Raw genomic sequence first — 20,339 nt, 5'->3', positions numbered from 1 at the left:
GGGCTTGCCCCCGTTGGGTCGCGTAGCGACCCCAAATCCGGCAACCCGGTTTCCCCGGATCAATCGCATCAGCAGAATTTGCGACTGCTTCGCAGCCGAACGGGGCGGTGCGGCGGTCCGACAAGCCCCCTCGCCACAAAAAGCTACTTCGACACATTTACTATGCCGAACATTAGATTCAGTAGAGACCCAGCATGAGACTGTCCCGCTTCTTTATCGACGCCCCCCTGAGCATCGGCGAGCACGAGTTGCCCGAAGCCCAGGCCCATTACATCAGCCGCGTGCTGCGCATGGCCGAGGGCGATGCGTTGCAGTTGTTCGACGGTTCGGGCCAGGAGTTTCGCGCCAGGCTGGTCGAAGTCGGCAAAAAACGCGTGGTGGTGCTGATCGATGAAAGCTTCGCCGGGCAGGTCGAGTCGCCGCTGCAAATCCATCTCGGCCAGGGCCTGTCCCGAGGCGAGCGCATGGACTGGGCAATTCAGAAAGCCACGGAACTGGGCGTCACTGAAATCACCCCGATCTTCACCGACCGCTGCGAAGTCCGGCTCAAGGACGAGCGCGCCGATAAACGCCTGCTGCACTGGCGCCAGGTGGCGATCAGCGCATGCGAACAGTGCGGGCGCTCGCGAGTGCCGGTGATTCATCCGCCAATGCTGTTGGCCGACTGGCTGAAGCAAACACAAGCCGAGTTGAAACTGGTACTGCACCCGGTGGCCGAACCGTTGGTGAGCCACGCCAAACCTTCAAGTCTGGCATTCCTGATCGGTCCGGAGGGTGGTTTGTCGAACGCCGAAGTCGATCAGGCCAAGGCCAGCGGCTTTCATGCCGCCCGCCTCGGTCCACGGGTGCTGCGCACCGAAACCGCGCCGGTTGTTGCACTGGCGGTGGCCCAGCAACTCTGGGGTGATTTCTAGGCCCCATCGCGAGCCTGCTCGCGATGGCAGCACCCAAGTCTGGCGCTACTGCACCGGATCACTCACCGGTTTGGCAATGATCGCCTTGAGTTCGCTGGTCATCGGGAACTCAAGGTTCAAACCCTTCGGCGGGATCGGCTGCTCGAACCAGCGCTTGTAGATGCCATTGATCTCGCCCGAGCTGTACAGATCCGCCAACGCGCCGTTGACCAGCGCCAGGAACTGCGGATCGTCCTTGCGCACCATGCAGCTGTAGATCTCCCGCGATTGCTCCTCCCCGACCACCACCCACTTGTGCGGGTCATTGGCCTTGGCGCGCTCGCCGTAGAGCAGCGCGTCGTCCATGTAGAACGCCACCGCCCGGCCCGATTGCAGCATCTGGAAGGCTTCGCCGTGGTCCTTGGCGCTGATCACGAACATGTCGATCTTGTGATCGACGTTGTAGCTTTTCAGGAAGCGCTCGTTGGTGGTGCCGGCGGTGGTCACCACGTTCTTGCCGCGCAGGTCGGCGAAGCTCTTGATCCCGCTGTCCTTCGCGGTCAGCAACTGGCCTTTGACGTAGATGAAGCCATAAGAGAACGCCACCTGCTTCTGCCGTTCGGCGGTCACGCCGGTGGAGCCGCACTCCAGGTCCACGGTGCCGTTCTGCACCAGTGGAATGCGGGTCTGCGAGGTCACCAGGTTGTACTTCACCTTCAAGTCCGGCAGCGCCAGTTGCTGCTGGATGCGCTCGACGATCTTGCCCGCCAGATCCACCGAGTAACCCATCGGCTTGCCGCTGTGATCACCCACGTAGGAGAACGGCACCGAAGCATCGCGATAGCCCAGGGTGATGCTGTTGGCGCTGGCGATCTTGCTCAGGGTGCCGGTCAGCGGCGCTTCATTGGCCTGAACCTGACTGCCGAGCAACAGGCCAAGCGTACAAGCGAGCAACGTGATTTTTTGCATTGTTATTCTCCGTTGTGGGTGTTGGTTTATCAGACGCGTGCAGCGATGACGGTGATTTCCACCAGCACCTGCGGACGGGCCAGTTCGGCCTGCACGGTGGTGCGGCTCGGTGCCTGCCCCGGCGATAGCCAGGCCGACCAGACCTCGTTCATCGCGGCGAAATCCTCGGTGATGTTCTTCAGGTAAATGGTCACGCAGAGCAGATGATCCTTGTCGCTGCCCGCCTCGGCCAGCAAGGTATCGATTTTCGCCAGCACTTCGCGGGTCTGGCCGCTGGCATCCAGGGCATCGCCCGGCACCTGCCCGGAGAGAAACACCAGGTCACCAAAGGTCACGGCGCCAGACAGGCGCGGGTTGCTGTGCAGTCGGGTAATGGTCATTGCGGTCTCCTCTTCAGAAATCGGTGTTCAGGCGGCCCGGTGGTTGAAACCGCGCAGGTCGATGGAAGGCCGGCGCTCGCCGATCAGCTCGCTGAGCAAGCGCCCGCTGCCGCATGCCAGGGTGAAACCCAGCGCGCCGTGGCCGAGGTTGAGCCACAGGTTGCGATACGCCGTCGCGCCCAGTAACGGCACGCCGCTGGGGGTGGCCGGGCGCATGCCGGCCCACTCGACAGCTTCGTCATAGGCGCCGGCATTTGGAAAGGTGTCATGGGCATGACGCTTGATCAGCGCCAGGCGCTTGGGGTCCAGCGCAGGGTCGAAGCCGACGATGTCGACCATCGCCGCCACTCGCAATTGCTTGCCGATGCGGGCATAGACGATCTTGCGGTCGTAGTCGGTGATGCTCACATCTGGCGCCCGGTGACCGGCGACGATTGGCACGGTCAGGCTGTAGCCCTTGAGCGGATAAAGCGGCAGTTGCAGCCCGGGAAGCGCCAACAGCGGACTGCGGTGACCGGCGGCGATCACCAGTTGTTCGACCGGTAGCACGTGTTCGCCCAGTTCGATGGCATTGACGCTGCCGTTGCTGTGGCGAATGCCGGTCACCGCTTGCCCAAGACGAAACTCGCAACGGCCGGACGCTTGCAGCCGGGCGGCCAGTTGCTGGCAAAAGCCGTGGCAGTCGCCGACCTCTTCGTCCGGGGTGTAGATCGCCCCGACAAAGGGCGCATCGATCAGCGCCGGTTCCAGTTGCGCGCATTCGGCCGGCGACAACACCTGCTGTTGCTGCGGGTCGGCCAGGCCCTGGCGCGCATGCTCGAAGCTGCTGTTCTGGCGGAAAGTCACCAGTTTGCCATTGCGCCGCCACTGGAATCCCGCCAGTCCATCGTCCTCGCGCCAGGACTTCAAAGTGTCCTGGCTGAACAGCGCCAGGCGCAGCAAGTGCGCGGCGTTCTCGCGGTTGACCGAGCGACGGCAGGCGCCGAGGAACGACGCCATCCAGCGCCACTGGGCCGGGTCGAAGCGCGGGCGCAGCTTCAACGGTGAGTCGCCGCGCAGCATCCAGCCGATGGCTTGCAAAGGCACACCGGCGTCGGCCAGGGGCGCGACATAGCGATAGGACAACTGGCCGCCGTTGGCGAAGCTGGTTTCGCTGCCCAGCGAGTCCCGTGACTCGACCACCGTCACCTCAAAGCCGTCGCGCACCAGCGCATAGGCCGTTGCCAGGCCAATCACGCCGCCACCGATGATGCACACACGCTGAGCCATGTCCGTCCTTAAAACCGTTGTGAAGACGAGATCAAGGTTAGAGCCAGGTGACAGACGTTGAACAATGCATAAAGATGGCAAACCCATAAACAAAGGTTATGGACTTGCCATGCGCCTTCGCCATATCGAGATTTTCCAGGCCATCCGCCAGACCGGTTCGATCAGCGCTGCCGCGCAATTGCTGCACGTCTCGCAGCCGGCGGTGAGCAAGGTGTTGCAGCACGCCGAGCAACAATTGGGTTTCCCGCTGTTCCTGCGGGTACGCGGCAAGTTGCAGGCGACGCCGGAAGCGCTGGAACTGGAGCGCGAAGTGGACAAGGTCAGCGAAAGCCTGCAAGGCGTACGACGCCTGGCGCAGAGCCTGCGTCGCGAGCCTGGCCACAGCCTGCGCATCGGTGCCACCCCGGCGCTGGCCCTGTCATTGCTGCCGCCGGCCATTCACGAATGGACCGGGCGTTACCCGGACATCGCTTGCGAACTCTCCAGCGCCCACAGTCGCGAACTGGTGCAGAACCTGTTGATGCGCGAAGTGGATGTCGCCCTGACCCTGCAACGCCCGGATCACCCGGGGCTCAAGGCCCAGGCGCTGGCGTCCGGCGTGCTGGTGGCGCTGGCGCCGAGTGGTTACTGGCCCCAGGAAGAGGTGGGTAAACCGTTGCCGCTGATGGCGCTGGCGGATGCGCCGCTGATCGGATTATCCAGCGCCGATCCACTGGCCGCGCGGCTCGACAGTTACCTGGAAGCGGTCGAACCGCCGCCTCGGGTACGCATCGCCGTGCAAACCTACTCACTGGCACGGGCGATGGTGGAATCTGGCGCGGGCCTGGCGGTGATCGATCCGTTCACCGCCCTTGGCGCCTCTCCCGCCACCACAACGATCCGCCCTCTGGCACCGCCGCTACCCATCACCCTGTACGCAGTGACCCGCGCCGCCGAACCACCGCCCCACACCTTGAACGACCTGTTGCAGGTATTCAGCCGTCGAGCCCGGGAGCAGCTGGATCGCCTGGTCCCGGTACAGCCTTAAAGGACATAAAAGAAAATCGCCACAAAGTGCAGCAAACTCCCGGCAATCACGAACAGATGCCAGATCCCGTGGGCATGGCGCAGTCGATGATCGAGGGCAAAAAAGATAATCCCGACGGTGTACAGCACCCCGCCCGATGCCAGCCACGCAAACCCGACGCCACCCAGCGCCGCGAGCAGTGGCTTGACCGCCACCAGCACGATCCAGCCCATCACCGCATAAATCACGATCGACAGAATCCGCGCTTCCGAACGCGGCTTGATCTCTTGCAGGATGCCGATCAGCGCCAGCCCCCAGACAATCCCGAACAACGTCCAGCCCCACGGCCCGCGCAGGGTCACCAGGCAAAACGGCGTGTAGCTGCCGGCGATCAACAGATAGATCGAAAAGTGATCGACCTTCTGCATGATCGCTTTCTTGCGCCCGCGCACGCTGTGGTACACGGTCGATGCGCTGTAGAGCACCAGCAAGGTAAAGGCGTAGATCGCCATGCTGACAATCTTCCACGGGCTGCCGTCGAGACTGGCCAGCACAATCAGCCACACCCCGCCGATAAACGCCGCCACAGCCCCGACCAGATGCGTCCAGGCGTTCAGTTTTTCCCCGTGATACATGCGTTGCTTACCTCGCATTTCATTGCCGCAGAGCGCAAGGCTCAGGCTTGGAGCGTAAAAGCGCAATGTTTCTGTACGACGGGCCCGGTGTAATTGGGCACAATCGAGTCATTCCAAAAAGAGTCCGCCCCATGCTGATCGATGAAGAGTTGACCCTGAAAAAACTCGAGGTGTTCCTGGCCTTCATGCGCACCGGCAACCTGGCGCGGGCCGCTGCCGAGTTGCAGACCAGCAACGTCAGCGTGCATCGGGCAATCCATTCCCTGGAAAGCGCCCTGCGCTGCCCCTTGTTCAAGCACGAAGGCCGCAGCCTGACGCCGCTGGAAAGCGCTTATGTGCTGGAGGAGCGGGCGCAGAAGCTGATTCAGGACGTGGTCGAAAGTGTGCGCCTGACCCGCGAAGCCGCCGGGTTCTCGGCCGAACGTTTCAAACTGGGCTCGCTGTATTCACTGACGGTGAAGACCGTGCCGCAACTGATCATGGGTTTGAAGATCCGCCGCAGCGAGCTCAACATCGACCTGATTCTGGGCTCCAATATCGATCTGCTCTACAAGCTCAAGAACATGGAAGTCGATGCGGCCCTGGTGTCGCTGGACGAGAGCGTCAACGATCCGGATTGCGAGCAGATCCCGCTGTTTTCCGACGACATCTTCCTCGCCACACCCGCCGACTCGAAGTTTGCCCAGCGCACCGAAGTCGACCTGGCCGAGGTTCGCGACGAAACCTTCATCACCCTGACCCAGGGCTTCGCTACTCATCAGGACGGCAAGCGGGTATTCGAGCAGGCAGGGTTCGAACCGAAGGTAGCGATGCAGGTCAACGACATCTTCACCCTGCTGAGCATGGTCAGCTCGGGCGTGGGTTATGCGTTGCTGCCGGGGCGGATTGCGGCGGTGTACGAGAACCGGGTGAAGCTGATCCCGTTACAGGAAAAGTACCGGCTGCAGCAGCACATTGGCGTGGTGTTCCTGAAAGCCAAGGAGCGTGATCCGAATCTGCTGGCGTTGCTGGCGGAGTGTCGGATGTATGCCAATCGGCAGGCTTGAAATCGAGTCGCGCCCTTCGCGAGCAAGCCCGCTCCCACATTCGACCGCATTCCAAATGTGGGAGCGGGCTTGCTCGCGAAAGCGTCAGACCCGACAACTCAGCCCCTGAACCTAGCCGACAATCCCGCGAACAATGAAGAACAACAGCGAAGGCCCGAGCAAGCAGCCAAGCCCGGTGTGGAAGGTCGCAGTCAACGCGCCATAAGGCACCAGGCGCCGATCCGTTGCAGCCAAACCGGCGGTCACGCCACTGACCGTCCCGGCCAGCCCACCGAACACCATCGCCGAGCGCGGGTTATCCAGGCCCATCCAGCGCGCCGCCATCGGCGTGCCGACCATCACCAGAATCGCCTTGATCAGGCCGGTGGCAATCGACAGCGCCACCACATCGGAACTGGCGCCAATAGCCGCGCCGGTCACTGGCCCGACGATGTAAGTCACCGCACCGGCGCCAATGGTGGTCATGCTCACCGCATCGCGGTAGCCGAATGCCCAAGCCATACACGCGCCGACAATAAACGGCAGCACCGTGCCCAACAACAGCGCGATCACACCGATCAAGCCGGCCTTTTTCGCTTCCGTGGCCTGCACCTCAAATGCCGTGGCGACGATGGCGAAGTCCCGCAGCATGGCGCCGCCCATCAGCCCAATGCCGGAAAACAGCGTCAAATCCGCTAGGCCTTTTTGCCCGCCGGTCATCGTGCCGCCGACCCAGGCCAGTACCAGGCCGATGACGATGGCAATCGCCGAGCCGTGGATACGCCCGAAGGTCAGGCGTTTGGAGATCACCACTGACACCCACATGATCACGCCGACGAAGGCGAATGCGGTGACCAGACCGTTGTGCTCCAGACCGTTCTTGATGAGATCCCACATATCAGCGACCTCCTGCCGGTGCGCCAACCGGCGTTACATCCACCGGTTCATCGGGCAAGGGTTCGCCTTTGTGGGTCCGGCTGATCAGGGCAATGGTGCAGCCGCAGATCACCACCGAACCGATCGCCGCCAACACCGCCACCGGGCCACCGTGCAGCGCCGTGACTACGTTTTGTTGCGCGGCCATCGCCACCACCACCGGAATGTACATCGCGCCCCAGAAGCCGACGCCCAGCTCGCAATCCTTGGTCATGCCGCCACGCTTGTGCATCCACAACCGTGCGCAGATCAGCAGGATCATCGCGATCCCGACGCCGCCGACGTTTGACTTCACTCCCAGCAACACACCGAGCATGTCACCCATGATCACCCCTGCCAGCGTACAGATCGCCAACAGCGCCACACCGTAAATAATCATTGTTGTAGTCCTCAAAGTGCATTTCGAATGTTGTTTTTGTTGTTCGAAGCCTGGGGGCGCTCTCAATTAGTTTCACCACCGCGCCGGGTTGTGCCTTAAAGCGGGCCAGGCTGCGTTGCAGGCCTTGGAAAGGGAACAACCATTCCCAGCGGCCTGCGCCTTGCCTGGCCCGCTTTAAGGCGACAACGCGGTGGGGAAACTAATTAAGAACGCCCCCTGAGTCGGTTTTAGGAGTGGCGACTTCCCTCCTCACGCATCAGCGCCTGCAAGGTATCGAGCCGGGCACCGTCGAAGGCAATCACGGTGCCCTGCTCGAACACCCGGCGCGCCAGCCCGGTCAGCACCGCACCGGGCGGCAGTTCGATCTGTAGACGCACGCCGCGCTCGTAGGCGCTTTGTACCGTGCCGCGCCAATCGACGATGCGGCACATGTTGAAGGCCAGGTCGTCACGCAAGGCTTCAGGCTTGATCAGCGGACGCGCGCGACTGCCGCTCAGGTAACCGATCTTCGGGGTTTGCAGCGGCACCTTGGCGAAGGCTTCGGCCAACCGTTGTGCAGGCACCTCAAGCAATGGGCAGTGGGACGGCACGCTCACTGCCAGACGCTTGGCCAAGCCAGCCCCGCAACCTTTCGCCAACTCGGCCACCGCTTTCATCGCCGCGTCGCTACCGGCAATCACCACCTGGTTATCGGCGTTGATATTGGCCAGATAAGCCGGCATTTGCGCGCTGTGCACCCGGGCCAGTAATCCTTCCACCGTGGCCAGGTCCAGACCGATGATCGCAGTCATGCCGTAGCCTTGTGGATAAGCCTGCTGCATCAATTCACCGCGCAGGCTGACCAGATGCAACGCATCGCTGAAATCCAAGGCGCCAGCCACCACTGCTGCCGGGTAAGCGCCGATCGACAAGCCGGCCACGTAGTCTGGGGTCATGCCCAGCTGGCGTGAAGCGGCGACACCGGCGATCAGCAGGCAAAGCTGAACCGCCCTCGTCGACTGCAACGCCTCCGCAGAATCCAGCTGCGTCACATCTTCACCGAGCAGGTCGCTCGCCTCGTTCAATGTTTCCCGAGGTAAACGCGCCAGCATCCCGGGTTGTTGCGCGCCCTGGCCGGGGAACACCAGCAAGCGGCTCACGCGGCTTGCTCCTGCAAATTCCACGGGTCGGTAACCAGAGTGGCTTGAATGGCATTTTTCAGCAGGACCCGCGACGAAGTACCGGCCCATTCGCGCAAGGCAACAGCGCCCGACGGTGTCTGCAATTGCAGGTCCACGCGGCACACGGCGGCATCAAGAACGGCCACCAACGCCTGGGCGTCGGCACGACTCAACGGACGTGGCGTACGCAGGATCAGATCGAGGTCGCTGCCCTCGTGCAAAGCGGCAAACCCACAGGCCAACTCGAACCCGGCGCTGCCGCTGACACCCCAGACCCAACCACTGTCATCGAGGTGCGAGCGCAGTTGCGCCAAGGCGCGCAGCGCCGGGAAATCGCGCAGGCCTTGAACATGGCACAGCTCTTCCGGCCGCACCCGCCGCGTGATGGCGGTGACTTCCATCACCGCCGCATATCGCTGTTCGCGCAGCAGCCCGCGCACGCCCACCGCCACCTGCCCCGCCGCGCTCAAGGCGCGACGGACCACCACCGGCTGGCCGGCACTGATCGACGCGATCACCCAGGCAGGCGCATCCGCAGGCAACTGCTGCGGGGTCATGCCCCACAGCAGGTCGTGTGCCAATAGCGTGCTCACCACTGCGCTCTCAGCAATTGGCGAACCTTGCTCGACGCCGCCCGATTGGCCGCCCCCAGGCGACCGCTCAGATCACGGCCAGCGGCGGCCACATCGCCAATCGCCTGATGCAGGCACTCGGTCACCCGCGCCAGATCCGCCGCAGTCGGCTGCTCGATCTGCTCCACCGACAAGGTTTCCCACAGCAGCCCGAGGCTGGCATAGCTGTCGATGTCATAGGCCATCGGTGGCACGCTGGCAGCCAGGGCTTCGAGCTCTTCGACGCTGCGCAAGGTCACCCGCGCCGCCGACACCTTGCCCATGGCGTGCACCATCACCCCCGGATCGCGCAGGGCGATCAAGCGGTTGGCCTGATAGCCGTGGGCCAGAAACGCCCCGGACATTGCCTTGCCCACCAGCAAGCCGATCACCGCATGACCGGCCAGACGGGCACGGGCATAACTGTCCGCCGCAGCGGCCAGCGCCAGATGAATGCCGAGGGCTTCTTCGCGTCGACCGTAAGCCTGGCTCGGCACGTCGACGATGGCGATCAGGGCGCGTTTGCGCGCCTTGTTCTGATCGGCGGCGATGACTTCATCCACGGCCTTGGCCAGGCCCCAGCCTTCGAGCAAACCCACCTCGCCGTTGCGGGCACGGACGAAGCGGTTTTCCGGGTCGGCCACCACCGCGATGAAGCGCACAGGCTGATCGCCCAGCGAACCGTCCGCGACCTTCAGCGAAGCCGGCAAACCTTCGACCGCTTTCGCCCCGGCACTCAAGGCGTTGAACCAGTTCAAGCCTCGCAGGGAATACGAACTCATGGGCGTTCTCCTTGGTACAGATCGCGAACCACAGACGGCTCGATTTGCGGTTCGGCGTCCAGACGCGCCAACCGTTGCAGGAACAGCTCGGCCTGTTGGCTACGTGGTTGCGCCGGCAAACCTAGCTTGAGCAATTCACCCACCTGTTGGCGGATCTGCGCCACATCGTCATCGACATAACGGTCCACCAGACCACTGGCGAAGCGCTGCTCGCCACCGGTCAGGCTCCAGATGAAGGGCCGGTCGCGGGAGTCGTATTCCTCGAGTCCGGCTTCCTGCTCGATCACCTGCGGGCCGTTCAGGCCTAGTCGCGCCTCCTGGGTCACCAACAGATAGCTGCACAACCCCGCGGCAATCGACATGCCGCCAAAGCAACCGACGCTGCCCGCCACCACCCCGACCACGGGTTGGTACTGCTGCAAATCGACAATCGCCGCGTGGATGTCGGCAATTGCCGCCAGGCCGAGGTTGGCTTCCTGCAAGCGTACGCCGCCGGTTTCCAGCAGCAGCACGGCGCGGGTCGGGATGCCGTTGCGATTGTCCTCAGCGGCCAGTTCCAGTGCACCGGCAATTTTTGCTCCGCCGACCTCACCGAGGCTGCCGCCCTGGAACGCACCTTCGATGGCCGCGATCACCACTGGCAAACCATCGAGATTGCCCTTGGCGATCACCACGCCGTCGTCGGCTTGTGGCACCACGCCCTGGCGCGACAGCCACGGCGACATGATCCGTTGAAAGGGGTCGAGCAGTTCGCGGAAGGTGCCGGCGTCGAGCAGGGCCTTGGCCCGTTGCCGCGCACCGAGTTCGACGAAGCTGTGCTTGTTGAGCAGGGATGCGCTGTCAGTCATGGCCGATCTCCTCGAAGCCTTGCTCCAGACGCAGGCGCACCACGCCGGGTGTCGCGCCGAAATCGTGGATATCAATGGCCATCGCCGGCGGCGTCTGGCCGTCGAACATCCGTGCGAACAGATGCTGCCAGCGTTGTTCGCTGCCATTGACCGAGGTCTGCACGTTGATCGTCAGCTTGCCGGCCTGACCCGGTTCGATCAGCACTTCCAGATCGCCAGAGCCGACACAACCCACCAGGGTGCGACCGCGTGGCGGCTGCCCGGCGGGGAATTCAAAGGATAAGGTTTCCATCAAAAAGCTCCCTGGATGAGGCCGTCGCCAGACGCGATACGGTCGATGAACAGGCAGGCTGCGAGCAGGTCGGCAGCGCCGCCGGGCGAGGCATTCAATGCGATGAGTTGTTGGTCCAGCTCATGCAGGCGGCGACGTCCGCCGAGGCTGGCACTGCCACCCGCATCGAGCACCGCCCGGGCGCCCAGTTGCATGGTGTTCAGGCCTTCTTCACCGGCGCGGTAAAGCACACAGGTGTCGGCCAGATTCGTCATGATCGCCAGCAGCGCATCGAGCCGGGCGTTCTGTTCGCCATGACCGTCGGCGCGGCTGCGCAGCAGTTGTGGCAGTGCACGTTGGGTCACCGCCGGAAAACCCAGTTGCGCTTCTTCACGAGCGCCGCGAGCGCCGTAGCGTTGGGCGACTTGCGCACCGTGACTGAGCGGACGTGGCGCAAAACGGTCGTCGAGCAGGGCCAACCGCGCAGCACGTAACGCCACGCTATTGGCGCTGCAGGATTGAGGCTCCAGTGCAGCGGCAGTGATCAACAAGCCCAAGGCCCAGATCGCCCCGCGATGGGTGTTCACCCCGCCGGTGGTGTCGAGCATGGCTTGCTCACCTTCGCGACCGATGCAGCCCACGGCTTCGCGCAGGGGCAAGCCGATCTCGCCGAACTCGATGGCGGCTTCCGCCATTTCCTTAAAGGCCGGCCACAAGGACAGCGCTGAAGCGTGCATCAGCCCCAGGTGCAAATCGGTGTGGGCGCCATTGCCGCGACGATCGACCAGTGCCGGTTTCGGCGACAGATCAGCCTCGTCGATCAGCGCGTCCACCGCCAGGTCCGCCAGCCGTTCGGCCAGGCTCAGGTTCTTGGGTTGCAGGTTAAGTGCGTGCATTACCAGCTCCTGAACTTGGCGGGCGGGTTGTAGAGGCCACCGGACCATTCCACCAGATCGGCCACGCTTTTCGCCGCGAGCAGTTCGCGAGTGGCATCGGTGCGGCGGATGCCGAGGTCTTCGGGCAAGGCGATCAGGCCTTCGCGGCGCATGCGCGCGGTGTCTTTGGGGTTGTGGCGCAGGCCGATGGCGGTCACCCCGGCGACGGCGGCGATCATCGCCTGGCGCTCTTCCAGCGAGCGCGCCTTGTACAGGTAGGCGATGCCTTCTTCGGTCAACAGGTGGGTCACGTCGTCGCCGTAGACCATGATCGGCGCCAATGGCATGCCGCTTTTCTTCGCCACGTCGACCGCATCGAGGGTTTCGACGAAGGTCGGTTTGCCGCCCTCCTGAAAAGTCTCGACCATCTGCACCACGAGCTTTTTGCCACGTTCGAGCATCGGCTCGGCCACATCGGTGTTGCGCATGTCGAGCCAGGCCGGAGTGCCGTGGCGACGACCGCGCGGGTCGTGGCCCATGTTCGGTGCCCCGCCGAAACCGGCCAGGCGCCCGCGCGTCACAGTGGAAGAATGACCGTCGCCATCGACTTGCAGGGTGGCGCCGATGAACAGGTCCACGGCGTATTGCCCGGCCAGTTGGCTGAACATCCGATTGGAACGCAGGGAGCCGTCGCGCCCGGTAAAGAACACATCCGGCCGCGCCGCAATGTAGTTCTCCATCCCCAACTCGGTGCCGAAGCAATGCACGCTTTCGACCCAGCCACTTTCAATCGCCGGGATCAGGGTCGGGTGCGGGTTGAGGGTCCAGTTGCGGCAGATCTTGCCTTTGAGGCCGAGGGACTCGCCGTAGGTCGGCAGGATCAGCTCGATGGCAGCGGTATTGAATCCGATGCCGTGGTTGAGCGACTGCACGTTGTGTTTTTCGTAGATCCCGCGGATCGCCATCATCGCCATCAGCACGTGCACAGGCTTGATGTGCCGAGGGTCGCGGGTGAACAGCGGTTCGATGTAGAACGGCTTGTCGGCCACCACCACGAAGTCGACCCAGGAGGCGGGAATGTCGACGCGTGGCAGGTCGCTGACGTCGTCCACCAACTGGTTGACCTGGACGATGACGATGCCGTCGCTGAAAGCCGCCGGCTCGATGAGTGCCGGGGTGTCTTCGGTGCTCGGCCCGGTGTAGATGTTGCCGGCGCGGTCGGCCATGAAACCGGCCGAAAGCACGACGTTTGGAATCAGGTCCACCACCAGCCGTGCGTAGAGTTCGATGTAGGTGTGGATCGCGCCGATTTCCAGCAGGCCGTCTTCGAGCAACTGACTGATGCGCAGGCTTTGGGTACCGGCGAAAGAGAAGTCGAGTTTGCGGGCGATGCCGCGTTCGAACAGGTCCAGGTGCTCGGAGCGTCCGACGCTGGGCATGATCATGTGCAGGTCATGCAGCTTCGCGGGGTCGGCCTTGGCCAGGGAGCGCGAAAGGAAATCCGCCTGCTTCTGGTTGTTGCCTTCGAGCACCACTCGGTCGCCGGGCAGGATCAGCGCTTCAAGCGCCGCGACGATGTTGTCGGTGGGCAACACCACACCGTCGGCAAGACCTCGCACCAGCTCGAGGCGCCGCTGCTTTTCGCTGCGCCGCCGCGTCCATCGCGAGTCGGGGGATATTGTTGTTGTCATGACCACTCCACGGGTTCGCTGTCGTGGGGTCACCTTAGGAGTGTTGGGTGGGGGTATCAATCAAGCAGAGTGGTGGATCGTTACGCTCAGGTTAATGATCGAGATCTGCGTCGTTCATGCGGGCCTCTTCGCGGGCAAGCCCGCTCCCACAGGGTTTTGTTTTCACCACAGATCAACTGTGGGAGCGGGCTTGCTCGCGAAGGGGCCGGTCAGATCACCGCTGAATCGGGATCAGTTGATTAACCCGGCATCCACCAACAACCCCTCCAGCGCCAACAGATCCGGCACCTTGGCCACCTGCTCGCCCACCTGCACCGCCGCCAGCTCCAGCGAACACAACGGCACATCCACGTAACTCAACTGGCTATCGAGCTTGCAGGAGCGCGGAATCCCCTGCACCAACAACGCGATGAATTTCAGCTCGGGGCGCCCGCCGAGGGCGTTGAGAATGACGATCCGCGCGCGTTCGCCGATGACGATTTTCTGCGCGCATGCGGACTCGAAACTCAACAGCGGAATCTGCCGGTCGCGCCACGTCACCAGGCCCAGGTACCACGGCGGTGTGTCGAGGTCGAACGTCCCCGGCTGCTGGTAATCGATCAGCTCGGCAACGGCGACGTTGGGCAGGATCAGGTTGCGGTCGACCAACGGCAGCAGCAGGCCGGTGAGGTTGCTGGTGCGGTGCTCAAGCATGGGTCTTGCTCCACAAGGCGATGCTTTCGAGCAGCACCGATTCCTGGTACGGCTTGCCAAGGTAGTCGTTGACGCCGATGGCCATGGCGCGGTCGCGATGTTTCTGCCCGGTGCGGGAGGTGATCATGATGATCGGCAGGTGTTGCAGGCGTTCGTCGTTGCGCACCTGGGTCGCGACTTCGAAGCCATCCATGCGCGGCATCTCGATGTCCAGCAGCATCAGGTCGGGCATGTGCTCTTCCAGCAGCAGCATGGCATCGACCCCGTCCTTGGCGGTCAGCACGTTCATGCCGTGGCGTTCGAGCAAGCGGCTGGTGACCTTGCGCACGGTGACCGAGTCGTCGACCACCATCACCAGCAGCGGGCGCTGCGGTTCGGCCTCGATCTCTTGCCCCGCCGGACGTTGGGGTACACGGGCCTGCATGGCGCGGATCGGCGCCAGCAAATCCAGAATCAGCACCACCCGGCCGTCCCCGAGAATCGTCGCCCCGGACACCCCTTGCACCGCCGCAAACTGCGGTCCCAGGCTCTTGACCACGATTTCGCGAGTGCCGGCCATGGCGTCCACCAGCACCGCGATGTGCCGTTCGTTGCACTGCACCAGCAACACCGGCAATGGCAGGCTCTGGCCCAACAGCTTCGGGCGCGGGCTGGTTTTCAGCAGTTCACCCAGGTAGCACAACTCGTAACGTTGGCCGGCGTATTCGTAGGTCGGCGAATCGAATCGGAAATACCCTTCGAGTTCATTGGGCAGGACGCGCACGATGCCGTCGATGGTATTGAGCGGGATCGCGTATTGGTCCTCACCGCACTGCACCATCAACGCCCGGTTGACCGATACGGTAAACGGCAGGCGAATGCGGAAATGCACACCCTGCCCGGGCACCGAGTCGATGCTCATGGTGCCGCCCAGCTGCCGCACCTCTTCGTGCACCACGTCCATGCCGACGCCGCGCCCGGAAATCTGGGTGATTTTTTCGGCGGTGGAAAACCCCGGTTGCAGGATGAACTGCAACACGTCGTGATCACTGATGACGCTGTCCGGGGCGAGCAGGCCTCGCTTGATCGCCTTGCGCCGCACCGCGTCCAGCGGCACACCGGCGCCATCGTCGCGGATGTCGAAAATGATGTCACCCCCTTCGCGCAGCAGATCGAGGGTGATCTTGCCCTTGGCCGGTTTCCCCGCCGCCAGCCGCACTTCGACGGACTCCAGGCCATGGTCGACGGCGTTGCGCAGCATGTGTTCCAGCGGCGCGGCCATGCGTTCGAGAACGTTGCGATCCATCTCGCCTTCGGCGTTATCGACGATGAAATCCACGTCCTTGCCCAGTTCGCTGGACACCTGCCGGACGATGCGCTGCAAACGCGGAAGCATGCGTTCGAACGGCACCATGCGCGTGCGCATCAGGCCTTCCTGCAGTTCGGTATTGATGCGGCCCTGCTGTTGCAGCAGGTTTTCCGTGTCCTGATTGCGTCGTTCGAGGGTTTCCTTGAGGTCGAGCAAGTCAGAGGCCGATTCGAACAGTGCCCGGGACAGTTGCTGCAACTGTGAGTGGCGGTCCATTTCCAGCGGGTCGAATTCCTCGTAGCCCAGGCGTTCGGCGTCGACTTGCTGGCGACTGAGGATTCGCCCCTGGGTCTCGGTATCGAGGCGGCGCAACTGGTCGCGCATCCGCTCGATGGTGGTCTCCATCTCATTCAGGGCGATATGCGCATCGTTGACCTGCTGTTCGATCCGGCCACGGAAGATCGAGGTTTCACCAGCCAGGTTGACCAGATCGTCGAGCAGCTCCGCCGAGACCTTGACCATGTCTGCGCCGGTATCGGACGGCGGCACCAGCGGCTCGGGCTTAGCCGTGGCCGGCGGCGCAACCGGCACGGGTGCTTCCGGCACGGCCGGGTGGCTGAAGTTCTTGATCGCATCGATCAAGCGGTCGGCAGGAGGCATCGGCTCACCGGCGCGGGCCGCATCGAGCATCTGTGCCAGGCGGTCATGGCTGCGCTGCAACAGCGCGAACAACGGCTCCGTCGGTTGCAGCACGCCGGTGGACAGGCCTTCGTAGAGGAACTCCAGTTCATGGGCCAGATCGCCGATCGCGGCGATTTCCACCATGCGCGCGCCACCCTTGAGGGTGTGCAGGTCGCGCAGCAGGGTTTCCACTTCCTGACGACTCGAAGGCTGGGCCTGCCAGCGTTCCAGCGCCGCCCCGGAGCTTTCGATGATGTCGAAACCTTCCTCGAGGAAGATCTCCAGCAATTCCGGATCGTGCGCAACCGAGTCGTTGCCGGTCGCCTGCCGGGCCGCCTCGGCGATACCCGCATGCCCTTGACGGTAGGCTCGGATGGCTTCGATCAGCTCACGGGAATCGCCCAGTGGCCGGTTGAGCTGCAACTGTTCGAGGTACAACGCCAGTCGCTCATGGCTCTGTTGCAGCAGCACCGCCAGTGAATCGCTGAAGGCATAACGACGGTCCACCAGGCCCTGGTAAAGGCTTTCCAGTTCATGGGCCAGATCGCCGACCGGCCCGACCTCGGCCATGCGCGCGCCGCCTTCGAGAGTGTATATATCCCGTTGCAGGGACGACAGCGGCGCGCCGTTGTCCGAGTCGCGCAACCAGCGCTGCAAGGCCTGACCGGCGCTTTCGAGGATATCCACCGCTTCTTCAAGGAAGATCGCAACGATTTCATCGTCCAGCCCTGGCGCCGTCGTACTCTGCTCAAGCTCGGCGGTGGCCGTACCCAATTCGCGGATGCTCAGGCTGCGGCTGCCATCGCTGCGGATCAGGCCCATGGCCGACGGGTCGAGGCTCTCGTCGAGCAATTCGCGCAAGGCCCTGATCCGTTGCGGCTGCGGGCCGACTTCCTGGCCGGCGGCCAGTTCGTCGAGCATGTTGATCAGCGCTTCATGGGCACCCTGTGCCTCATGGAAAAACCGCTCGCTGACCGCGAGGCTGCTTTCTTCCACGGCACCGTACAGGTCGAGCAACGCTTCGCACAGTTCATCCACCGGGTGCAGGTCGGCCAGATGGGCGCCTTCGCCGAGGGTGGTCAATTCGTCCAGCAGCGCGCTGAGCTCCTGACGTTCGCCGGGGTGTTGCTGCCAACGCTGCAGCAGGCTTTCGGCGTCCAGCAGGATGTCCATACCCTGGGCGAGGAAGTTGTTGATCAGTTGCGGATCGCGCTTGATCCGCAGCCCGGAGTTCGGTGTGCTCAGGAGGTTTTCCAGGCGCTCGGCCAGCAGCGCCCTGGCGCGCTCGGTCAAACCCCGGGCACCGGGAATTTCCGCCAGCGGATCGCGTTTGAGCTGGCGTAAGCCGAGGAGGAACAGCCCTTCTGCCTCCAGCAGCAGTTCAACTTCGTCCAGATCCAGCGCGATCAGGTGCGCCTTGTATTCCCGGGCCAGTTGATCCAGCGGTGCGGCCAGTTCGGCAATCGGCAACACACCGGCCATATAGGCGCTGCCCTTGAGGGTGTGCAAGGCGCGCTGCAATTCGTCGCTGGCCTGCAACGGCACATGTTCGGCGGCCTGATCAAGGAAGCGATTGAGGCTGCCCAAGTGGGTTTCGGCCTCTTTGCGGAAGATCTCCAGCAACAGCGGATCGAGGGCCGCGACATCTTGCGTATCCTCATCGGACACCGGTTCATCGCCTTTGGCCAGGGCGTGGGCACGGGCGGCCAACTGATCGACATCGTTGCGCTGACGCTGGGCATTGGCGGCATATTCAGCCACCAGCTCCGGCAGCAGGTGCAGCACATCGCCGATCAGTTGCTGCACCGTGGCGCCCGGCTCCACGCTGTCTTCCAGTACGCGATTGAGCAGGTTTTCCACGGCCCAGGCCAGCTCGCCCAGCACCAGAGCGCGCACCATCCGGCCGCTGCCCTTGAGGGTATGGAAGGCGCGGCGCAACTCACTCAGGGCCGAGCGGTTGTCAGGGTTGACCGACCAGCGCGGCAAGTACTCGCGCAGGATGTCCAGGACTTCGTCGGTTTCTTCGAGGAACACTTCGCGCAGCTCCTCGTCCACCGGCTCTTCGCCTGCGGGCGGCGGCAGCAGGCTGCCCGGGGTGTTCAGCGCGGGCGGGTTCAGAGTCGAAACCGGGCTGGCGAGCACATCGGCCAGGGTCTGGACGATCTGTGGATCATCCAGCTCCTGCATCATCTGCATGACCTGCGCTTCGGTCGGGTTGAGCACATCATCAAGCACTGGCACATGTTGCTCACTGGGAAAAAATCCGAGGCTCACCAGGCTTTTTTCCGCGGCATCGAGCAGGTTTTCACCCTGCGTTTGCGGGTCATCACTGAGGCGCTCGAGGTAGTACTCGATGCTGGTGATCACGTCGGCCAGGCTGTCCAGTTCCTGCCAGCCCGGTTGACCCGGCTCGAGCAACAGGTGCTCGCGGATAAAGTGATTGCAGGTTTCCACCAGGCTCGCCACCCGACTCAGCGGAATCATCGCCAGCGCGCCGCGCACCTGGGTCAGCAAGGCCGGCAGCGCCTGCAAATGCTGGCGGTCCCAATCGGCGTCGATGTAGTCGACGATCATGTCCTTGGCCTGCAGCAAACAGATTCGGGCCTCCTTGATCACGATCTGATGGATCTGCGTCAGGTCGGTGGTCGGCAGGCGGTTGTCGTCCTGGCTCTCCGGCTCCACGGTACCGACCATGCCGGCCAGCGTCGCTTCGACGTACAACAGGGCCCCGGCAACGTCCATGAGGATCGCATCGTTGGGTTCGCGCTGGCCCTGAGCGAGGCTGAGCACCACCGCCAATTGATCGATGATCACCTTGCGCGGCTGGCCGAAGCCCAGCACCGCCAGGGTGTCGGCGATTTGCCGCAGCGGCGCCAGCAGGCTGTCGAGGTCAGAAGTGTGCTGGCGATCGCTGCGCACGAACAGGTCCAGGCGCTCCTTGACCCGCACCAGCTCTTCGCACAGCGCAGCCAGCACCGAGCGCATGGCGTCACGGTCGGGACCGGCCAGCCGCGCGCGTTCTTCATCGACCATCGCACTGTCGGGCAGCGCGTCGTCCAGTGAGTAGCGTTCTTTCATGGTCAGCATCTGCCCGGTGGGATGTTCGGCCTTGGCAATGTAGAACAGCAAACTCTTGAGCAGCTCCGGCGGGGCCGGTTGATTGATGCCGGGCATGCCTTGTTCGAGCAGGCGCTTGAGTTCCTTGTCGGCATCTTTGAACAGGCTGCGCAAGGCCGGGCTGTTGGCGATCGCACCGCCCTGCATGCCTTCGACCAGCGCCGATGCCACCTGCCATAACGGGCTCAGGGGTGCGTTGGCGCACAGTGCTTCGAGGTGGGTGAAGACCTTGGCCAGGTAATCGAGGGTGGTGTCGTGGTCCTGTTCACGCAGGAATCCGACCAGCGCCATTTGCAGCATCTGCCGCAGCTTGCGCAGCACACTGGGCAATTCGGCCGGCTCCAGCTGCGCCAGCGTTTCTGCGTTCAGCGCCGGCAACTCGGGCAATTGCGGGCTGAACAGGCTGGTTTCCGACAGCAGGCTCTCGCCACGGGCGCTGCGCAGATCGTTGATCAGGGGCAACACCACCAGTGGCAAGTCGCGACGCGCGCCTTGCACCCGGTCGAGGTAGATCGGCAGCTGCCCGAGGGCCTGCATCAACAGGTGCAACGCCTCGTCGCGATGGCCAACACGGTTGCCCTGCAAGGCCATGGCAAGTTGTTCCATTTCTTCGGCGAGCAACGCCGCGCCGTAGAACTCGACCATCTGCAAACTGCCATGGACCTGATGGATGCATGCCAGGCAATCATCCAGCGCTTGCGTCGCCTGCGGGTCATCGAGCAGGTTTTCAATCGCGTGATGAGCCTGCTTCAGCGTTTCGGCAATCTCGCCCTTGACCCACTCGAGGGCCACATAGTCGTGCCGATCACCCATAACCACTCCAATCACCA

General features: G+C 63.4%; 18 protein-coding genes. 3 read left to right on the top strand and 15 right to left on the bottom strand.

Features of this window, described 5'->3' with window-relative positions:
- Positions 1 to 194: 194 nt before the first annotated feature.
- Positions 195 to 914, top strand: a complete 720-nt coding sequence (locus KGA85_RS18540; RefSeq protein ID WP_223543300.1) for a 16S rRNA (uracil(1498)-N(3))-methyltransferase — start codon at positions 195 to 197, stop codon at positions 912 to 914.
- Positions 915 to 959: 45 nt separating this feature from the next.
- Here the strand turns inward: KGA85_RS18540 and KGA85_RS18535 are convergent, their stop codons facing one another.
- From KGA85_RS18535 to KGA85_RS18525, 3 genes are read right to left on the bottom strand one after another with little or no spacing between them, the layout of a single operon-like run.
- Positions 960 to 1,862 carry a transporter substrate-binding domain-containing protein gene (locus KGA85_RS18535; RefSeq protein ID WP_007975438.1) on the bottom strand — a complete coding sequence of 301 codons (903 nt, stop codon included), beginning with the start codon at positions 1,860 to 1,862 and terminating at the stop codon, positions 960 to 962.
- A gap of 29 nt (positions 1,863 to 1,891) precedes the next feature.
- Positions 1,892 to 2,242, bottom strand: a complete 351-nt coding sequence (locus KGA85_RS18530) for a RidA family protein (RefSeq protein ID WP_223460528.1) — start codon at positions 2,240 to 2,242, stop codon at positions 1,892 to 1,894.
- Positions 2,243 to 2,269: 27 nt separating this feature from the next.
- Positions 2,270 to 3,511: a D-amino acid dehydrogenase gene (locus KGA85_RS18525; RefSeq protein ID WP_223543299.1), complete on the bottom strand. Its 1,242-nt coding sequence runs from the start codon at positions 3,509 to 3,511 to the stop codon at positions 2,270 to 2,272.
- Positions 3,512 to 3,620: 109 nt separating this feature from the next.
- On the opposite strand from KGA85_RS18525, the gene KGA85_RS18520 reads away from it, so the two are divergent.
- Positions 3,621 to 4,538, top strand: a complete 918-nt coding sequence (locus tag KGA85_RS18520; protein ID WP_223543298.1) for a LysR family transcriptional regulator — start codon at positions 3,621 to 3,623, stop codon at positions 4,536 to 4,538.
- On the opposite strand, the gene trhA is transcribed toward KGA85_RS18520, so the two are convergent.
- On the bottom strand, positions 4,535 to 5,152 hold the full coding sequence (gene trhA / locus KGA85_RS18515; protein ID WP_223460612.1) for a PAQR family membrane homeostasis protein TrhA: 618 nt from the start codon (positions 5,150 to 5,152) through the stop codon (positions 4,535 to 4,537). The two genes, KGA85_RS18520 and trhA, sit on opposite strands and share 4 nt — an antisense overlap.
- 131 nt (positions 5,153 to 5,283) lie before the next feature.
- On the opposite strand from trhA, the gene KGA85_RS18510 reads away from it, so the two are divergent.
- Positions 5,284 to 6,198 (top strand): LysR substrate-binding domain-containing protein, encoded by a 915-nt coding sequence (locus KGA85_RS18510; RefSeq protein ID WP_223460534.1) that lies wholly within the window; start codon positions 5,284 to 5,286, stop codon positions 6,196 to 6,198.
- Between the two features lie 111 nt (positions 6,199 to 6,309).
- Here KGA85_RS18510 and madM read toward each other — a convergent pair whose 3' ends face one another.
- From madM to KGA85_RS18455, 11 genes are all read right to left on the bottom strand, one after another.
- Positions 6,310 to 7,074, bottom strand: a complete 765-nt coding sequence (gene madM, locus KGA85_RS18505; RefSeq protein ID WP_103396750.1) for a malonate transporter subunit MadM — start codon at positions 7,072 to 7,074, stop codon at positions 6,310 to 6,312.
- Position 7,075: 1 nt separating this feature from the next.
- The gene (madL, locus tag KGA85_RS18500) at positions 7,076 to 7,492 is read right to left on the bottom strand and encodes a malonate transporter subunit MadL (RefSeq protein ID WP_160386103.1); all 417 of its coding nucleotides are present in this window, start codon (positions 7,490 to 7,492) and stop codon (positions 7,076 to 7,078) included.
- Positions 7,493 to 7,719: 227 nt separating this feature from the next.
- Positions 7,720 to 8,631, bottom strand: coding sequence for a malonate decarboxylase subunit epsilon (mdcH, locus tag KGA85_RS18495; protein WP_223533052.1), 912 nt, complete (start codon positions 8,629 to 8,631; stop codon positions 7,720 to 7,722).
- Positions 8,628 to 9,248: a malonate decarboxylase holo-ACP synthase gene (locus KGA85_RS18490; RefSeq protein ID WP_223460538.1), complete on the bottom strand. Its 621-nt coding sequence runs from the start codon at positions 9,246 to 9,248 to the stop codon at positions 8,628 to 8,630. The genes mdcH and KGA85_RS18490 overlap by 4 nt, the downstream gene beginning before the upstream one ends.
- The gene (gene mdcE / locus KGA85_RS18485) at positions 9,242 to 10,045 is read right to left on the bottom strand and encodes a biotin-independent malonate decarboxylase subunit gamma (RefSeq protein ID WP_223460540.1); all 804 of its coding nucleotides are present in this window, start codon (positions 10,043 to 10,045) and stop codon (positions 9,242 to 9,244) included. Before mdcE ends, KGA85_RS18490 begins: the two co-directional genes overlap by 7 nt.
- Positions 10,042 to 10,893 (bottom strand): biotin-independent malonate decarboxylase subunit beta, encoded by an 852-nt coding sequence (locus KGA85_RS18480; protein WP_223460542.1) that lies wholly within the window; start codon positions 10,891 to 10,893, stop codon positions 10,042 to 10,044. Before KGA85_RS18480 ends, mdcE begins: the two co-directional genes overlap by 4 nt.
- A complete protein-coding gene (locus tag KGA85_RS18475; protein ID WP_008001147.1) occupies positions 10,886 to 11,185 on the bottom strand; it encodes a malonate decarboxylase subunit delta in 300 nt (99 codons plus the stop codon). Before KGA85_RS18475 ends, KGA85_RS18480 begins: the two co-directional genes overlap by 8 nt.
- The gene (locus KGA85_RS18470; protein WP_223460544.1) at positions 11,185 to 12,060 is read right to left on the bottom strand and encodes a triphosphoribosyl-dephospho-CoA synthase; all 876 of its coding nucleotides are present in this window, start codon (positions 12,058 to 12,060) and stop codon (positions 11,185 to 11,187) included. Before KGA85_RS18470 ends, KGA85_RS18475 begins: the two co-directional genes overlap by 1 nt.
- On the bottom strand, positions 12,060 to 13,730 hold the full coding sequence (gene mdcA / locus KGA85_RS18465; protein WP_116579621.1) for a malonate decarboxylase subunit alpha: 1,671 nt from the start codon (positions 13,728 to 13,730) through the stop codon (positions 12,060 to 12,062). The genes KGA85_RS18470 and mdcA overlap by 1 nt, the downstream gene beginning before the upstream one ends.
- Positions 13,731 to 13,961: 231 nt before the next feature.
- Positions 13,962 to 14,423, bottom strand: a complete 462-nt coding sequence (locus tag KGA85_RS18460; RefSeq protein ID WP_223460546.1) for a chemotaxis protein CheW — start codon at positions 14,421 to 14,423, stop codon at positions 13,962 to 13,964.
- Positions 14,416 to 20,322, bottom strand: a complete 5,907-nt coding sequence (locus KGA85_RS18455; protein ID WP_223460547.1) for an Hpt domain-containing protein — start codon at positions 20,320 to 20,322, stop codon at positions 14,416 to 14,418. The genes KGA85_RS18460 and KGA85_RS18455 overlap by 8 nt, the downstream gene beginning before the upstream one ends.
- Positions 20,323 to 20,339 lie beyond the last annotated feature (17 nt).

Source organism: Pseudomonas sp. GL-B-12 (assembly GCF_019955895.1).
Lineage (GTDB): Bacteria > Pseudomonadota > Gammaproteobacteria > Pseudomonadales > Pseudomonadaceae > Aquipseudomonas.
Note: the sequence above shows the minus strand (reverse complement) of the source record. Positions and strands in the feature narration are given on the sequence as shown.

Coding starts and splice junctions, on each gene's coding strand:
- KGA85_RS18540 (WP_223543300.1), top strand. CDS start 195: ATGAGACTGTCCCGCTTCTTTATCGACGCCCCCCTGAGCATCGGCGAG.
- KGA85_RS18535 (WP_007975438.1), bottom strand. CDS start 1,862: ATGCAAAAAATCACGTTGCTCGCTTGTACGCTTGGCCTGTTGCTCGGC.
- KGA85_RS18530 (WP_223460528.1), bottom strand. CDS start 2,242: ATGACCATTACCCGACTGCACAGCAACCCGCGCCTGTCTGGCGCCGTG.
- KGA85_RS18525 (WP_223543299.1), bottom strand. CDS start 3,511: ATGGCTCAGCGTGTGTGCATCATCGGTGGCGGCGTGATTGGCCTGGCA.
- KGA85_RS18520 (WP_223543298.1), top strand. CDS start 3,621: ATGCGCCTTCGCCATATCGAGATTTTCCAGGCCATCCGCCAGACCGGT.
- trhA (WP_223460612.1), bottom strand. CDS start 5,152: ATGTATCACGGGGAAAAACTGAACGCCTGGACGCATCTGGTCGGGGCT.
- KGA85_RS18510 (WP_223460534.1), top strand. CDS start 5,284: ATGCTGATCGATGAAGAGTTGACCCTGAAAAAACTCGAGGTGTTCCTG.
- madM (WP_103396750.1), bottom strand. CDS start 7,074: ATGTGGGATCTCATCAAGAACGGTCTGGAGCACAACGGTCTGGTCACC.
- madL (WP_160386103.1), bottom strand. CDS start 7,492: ATGATTATTTACGGTGTGGCGCTGTTGGCGATCTGTACGCTGGCAGGG.
- mdcE (WP_223460540.1), bottom strand. CDS start 10,045: ATGAGTTCGTATTCCCTGCGAGGCTTGAACTGGTTCAACGCCTTGAGT.
- KGA85_RS18480 (WP_223460542.1), bottom strand. CDS start 10,893: ATGACTGACAGCGCATCCCTGCTCAACAAGCACAGCTTCGTCGAACTC.
- KGA85_RS18475 (WP_008001147.1), bottom strand. CDS start 11,185: ATGGAAACCTTATCCTTTGAATTCCCCGCCGGGCAGCCGCCACGCGGT.
- KGA85_RS18470 (WP_223460544.1), bottom strand. CDS start 12,060: ATGCACGCACTTAACCTGCAACCCAAGAACCTGAGCCTGGCCGAACGG.
- mdcA (WP_116579621.1), bottom strand. CDS start 13,730: ATGACAACAACAATATCCCCCGACTCGCGATGGACGCGGCGGCGCAGC.
- KGA85_RS18460 (WP_223460546.1), bottom strand. CDS start 14,423: ATGCTTGAGCACCGCACCAGCAACCTCACCGGCCTGCTGCTGCCGTTG.
- KGA85_RS18455 (WP_223460547.1), bottom strand. CDS start 20,322: ATGGGTGATCGGCACGACTATGTGGCCCTCGAGTGGGTCAAGGGCGAG.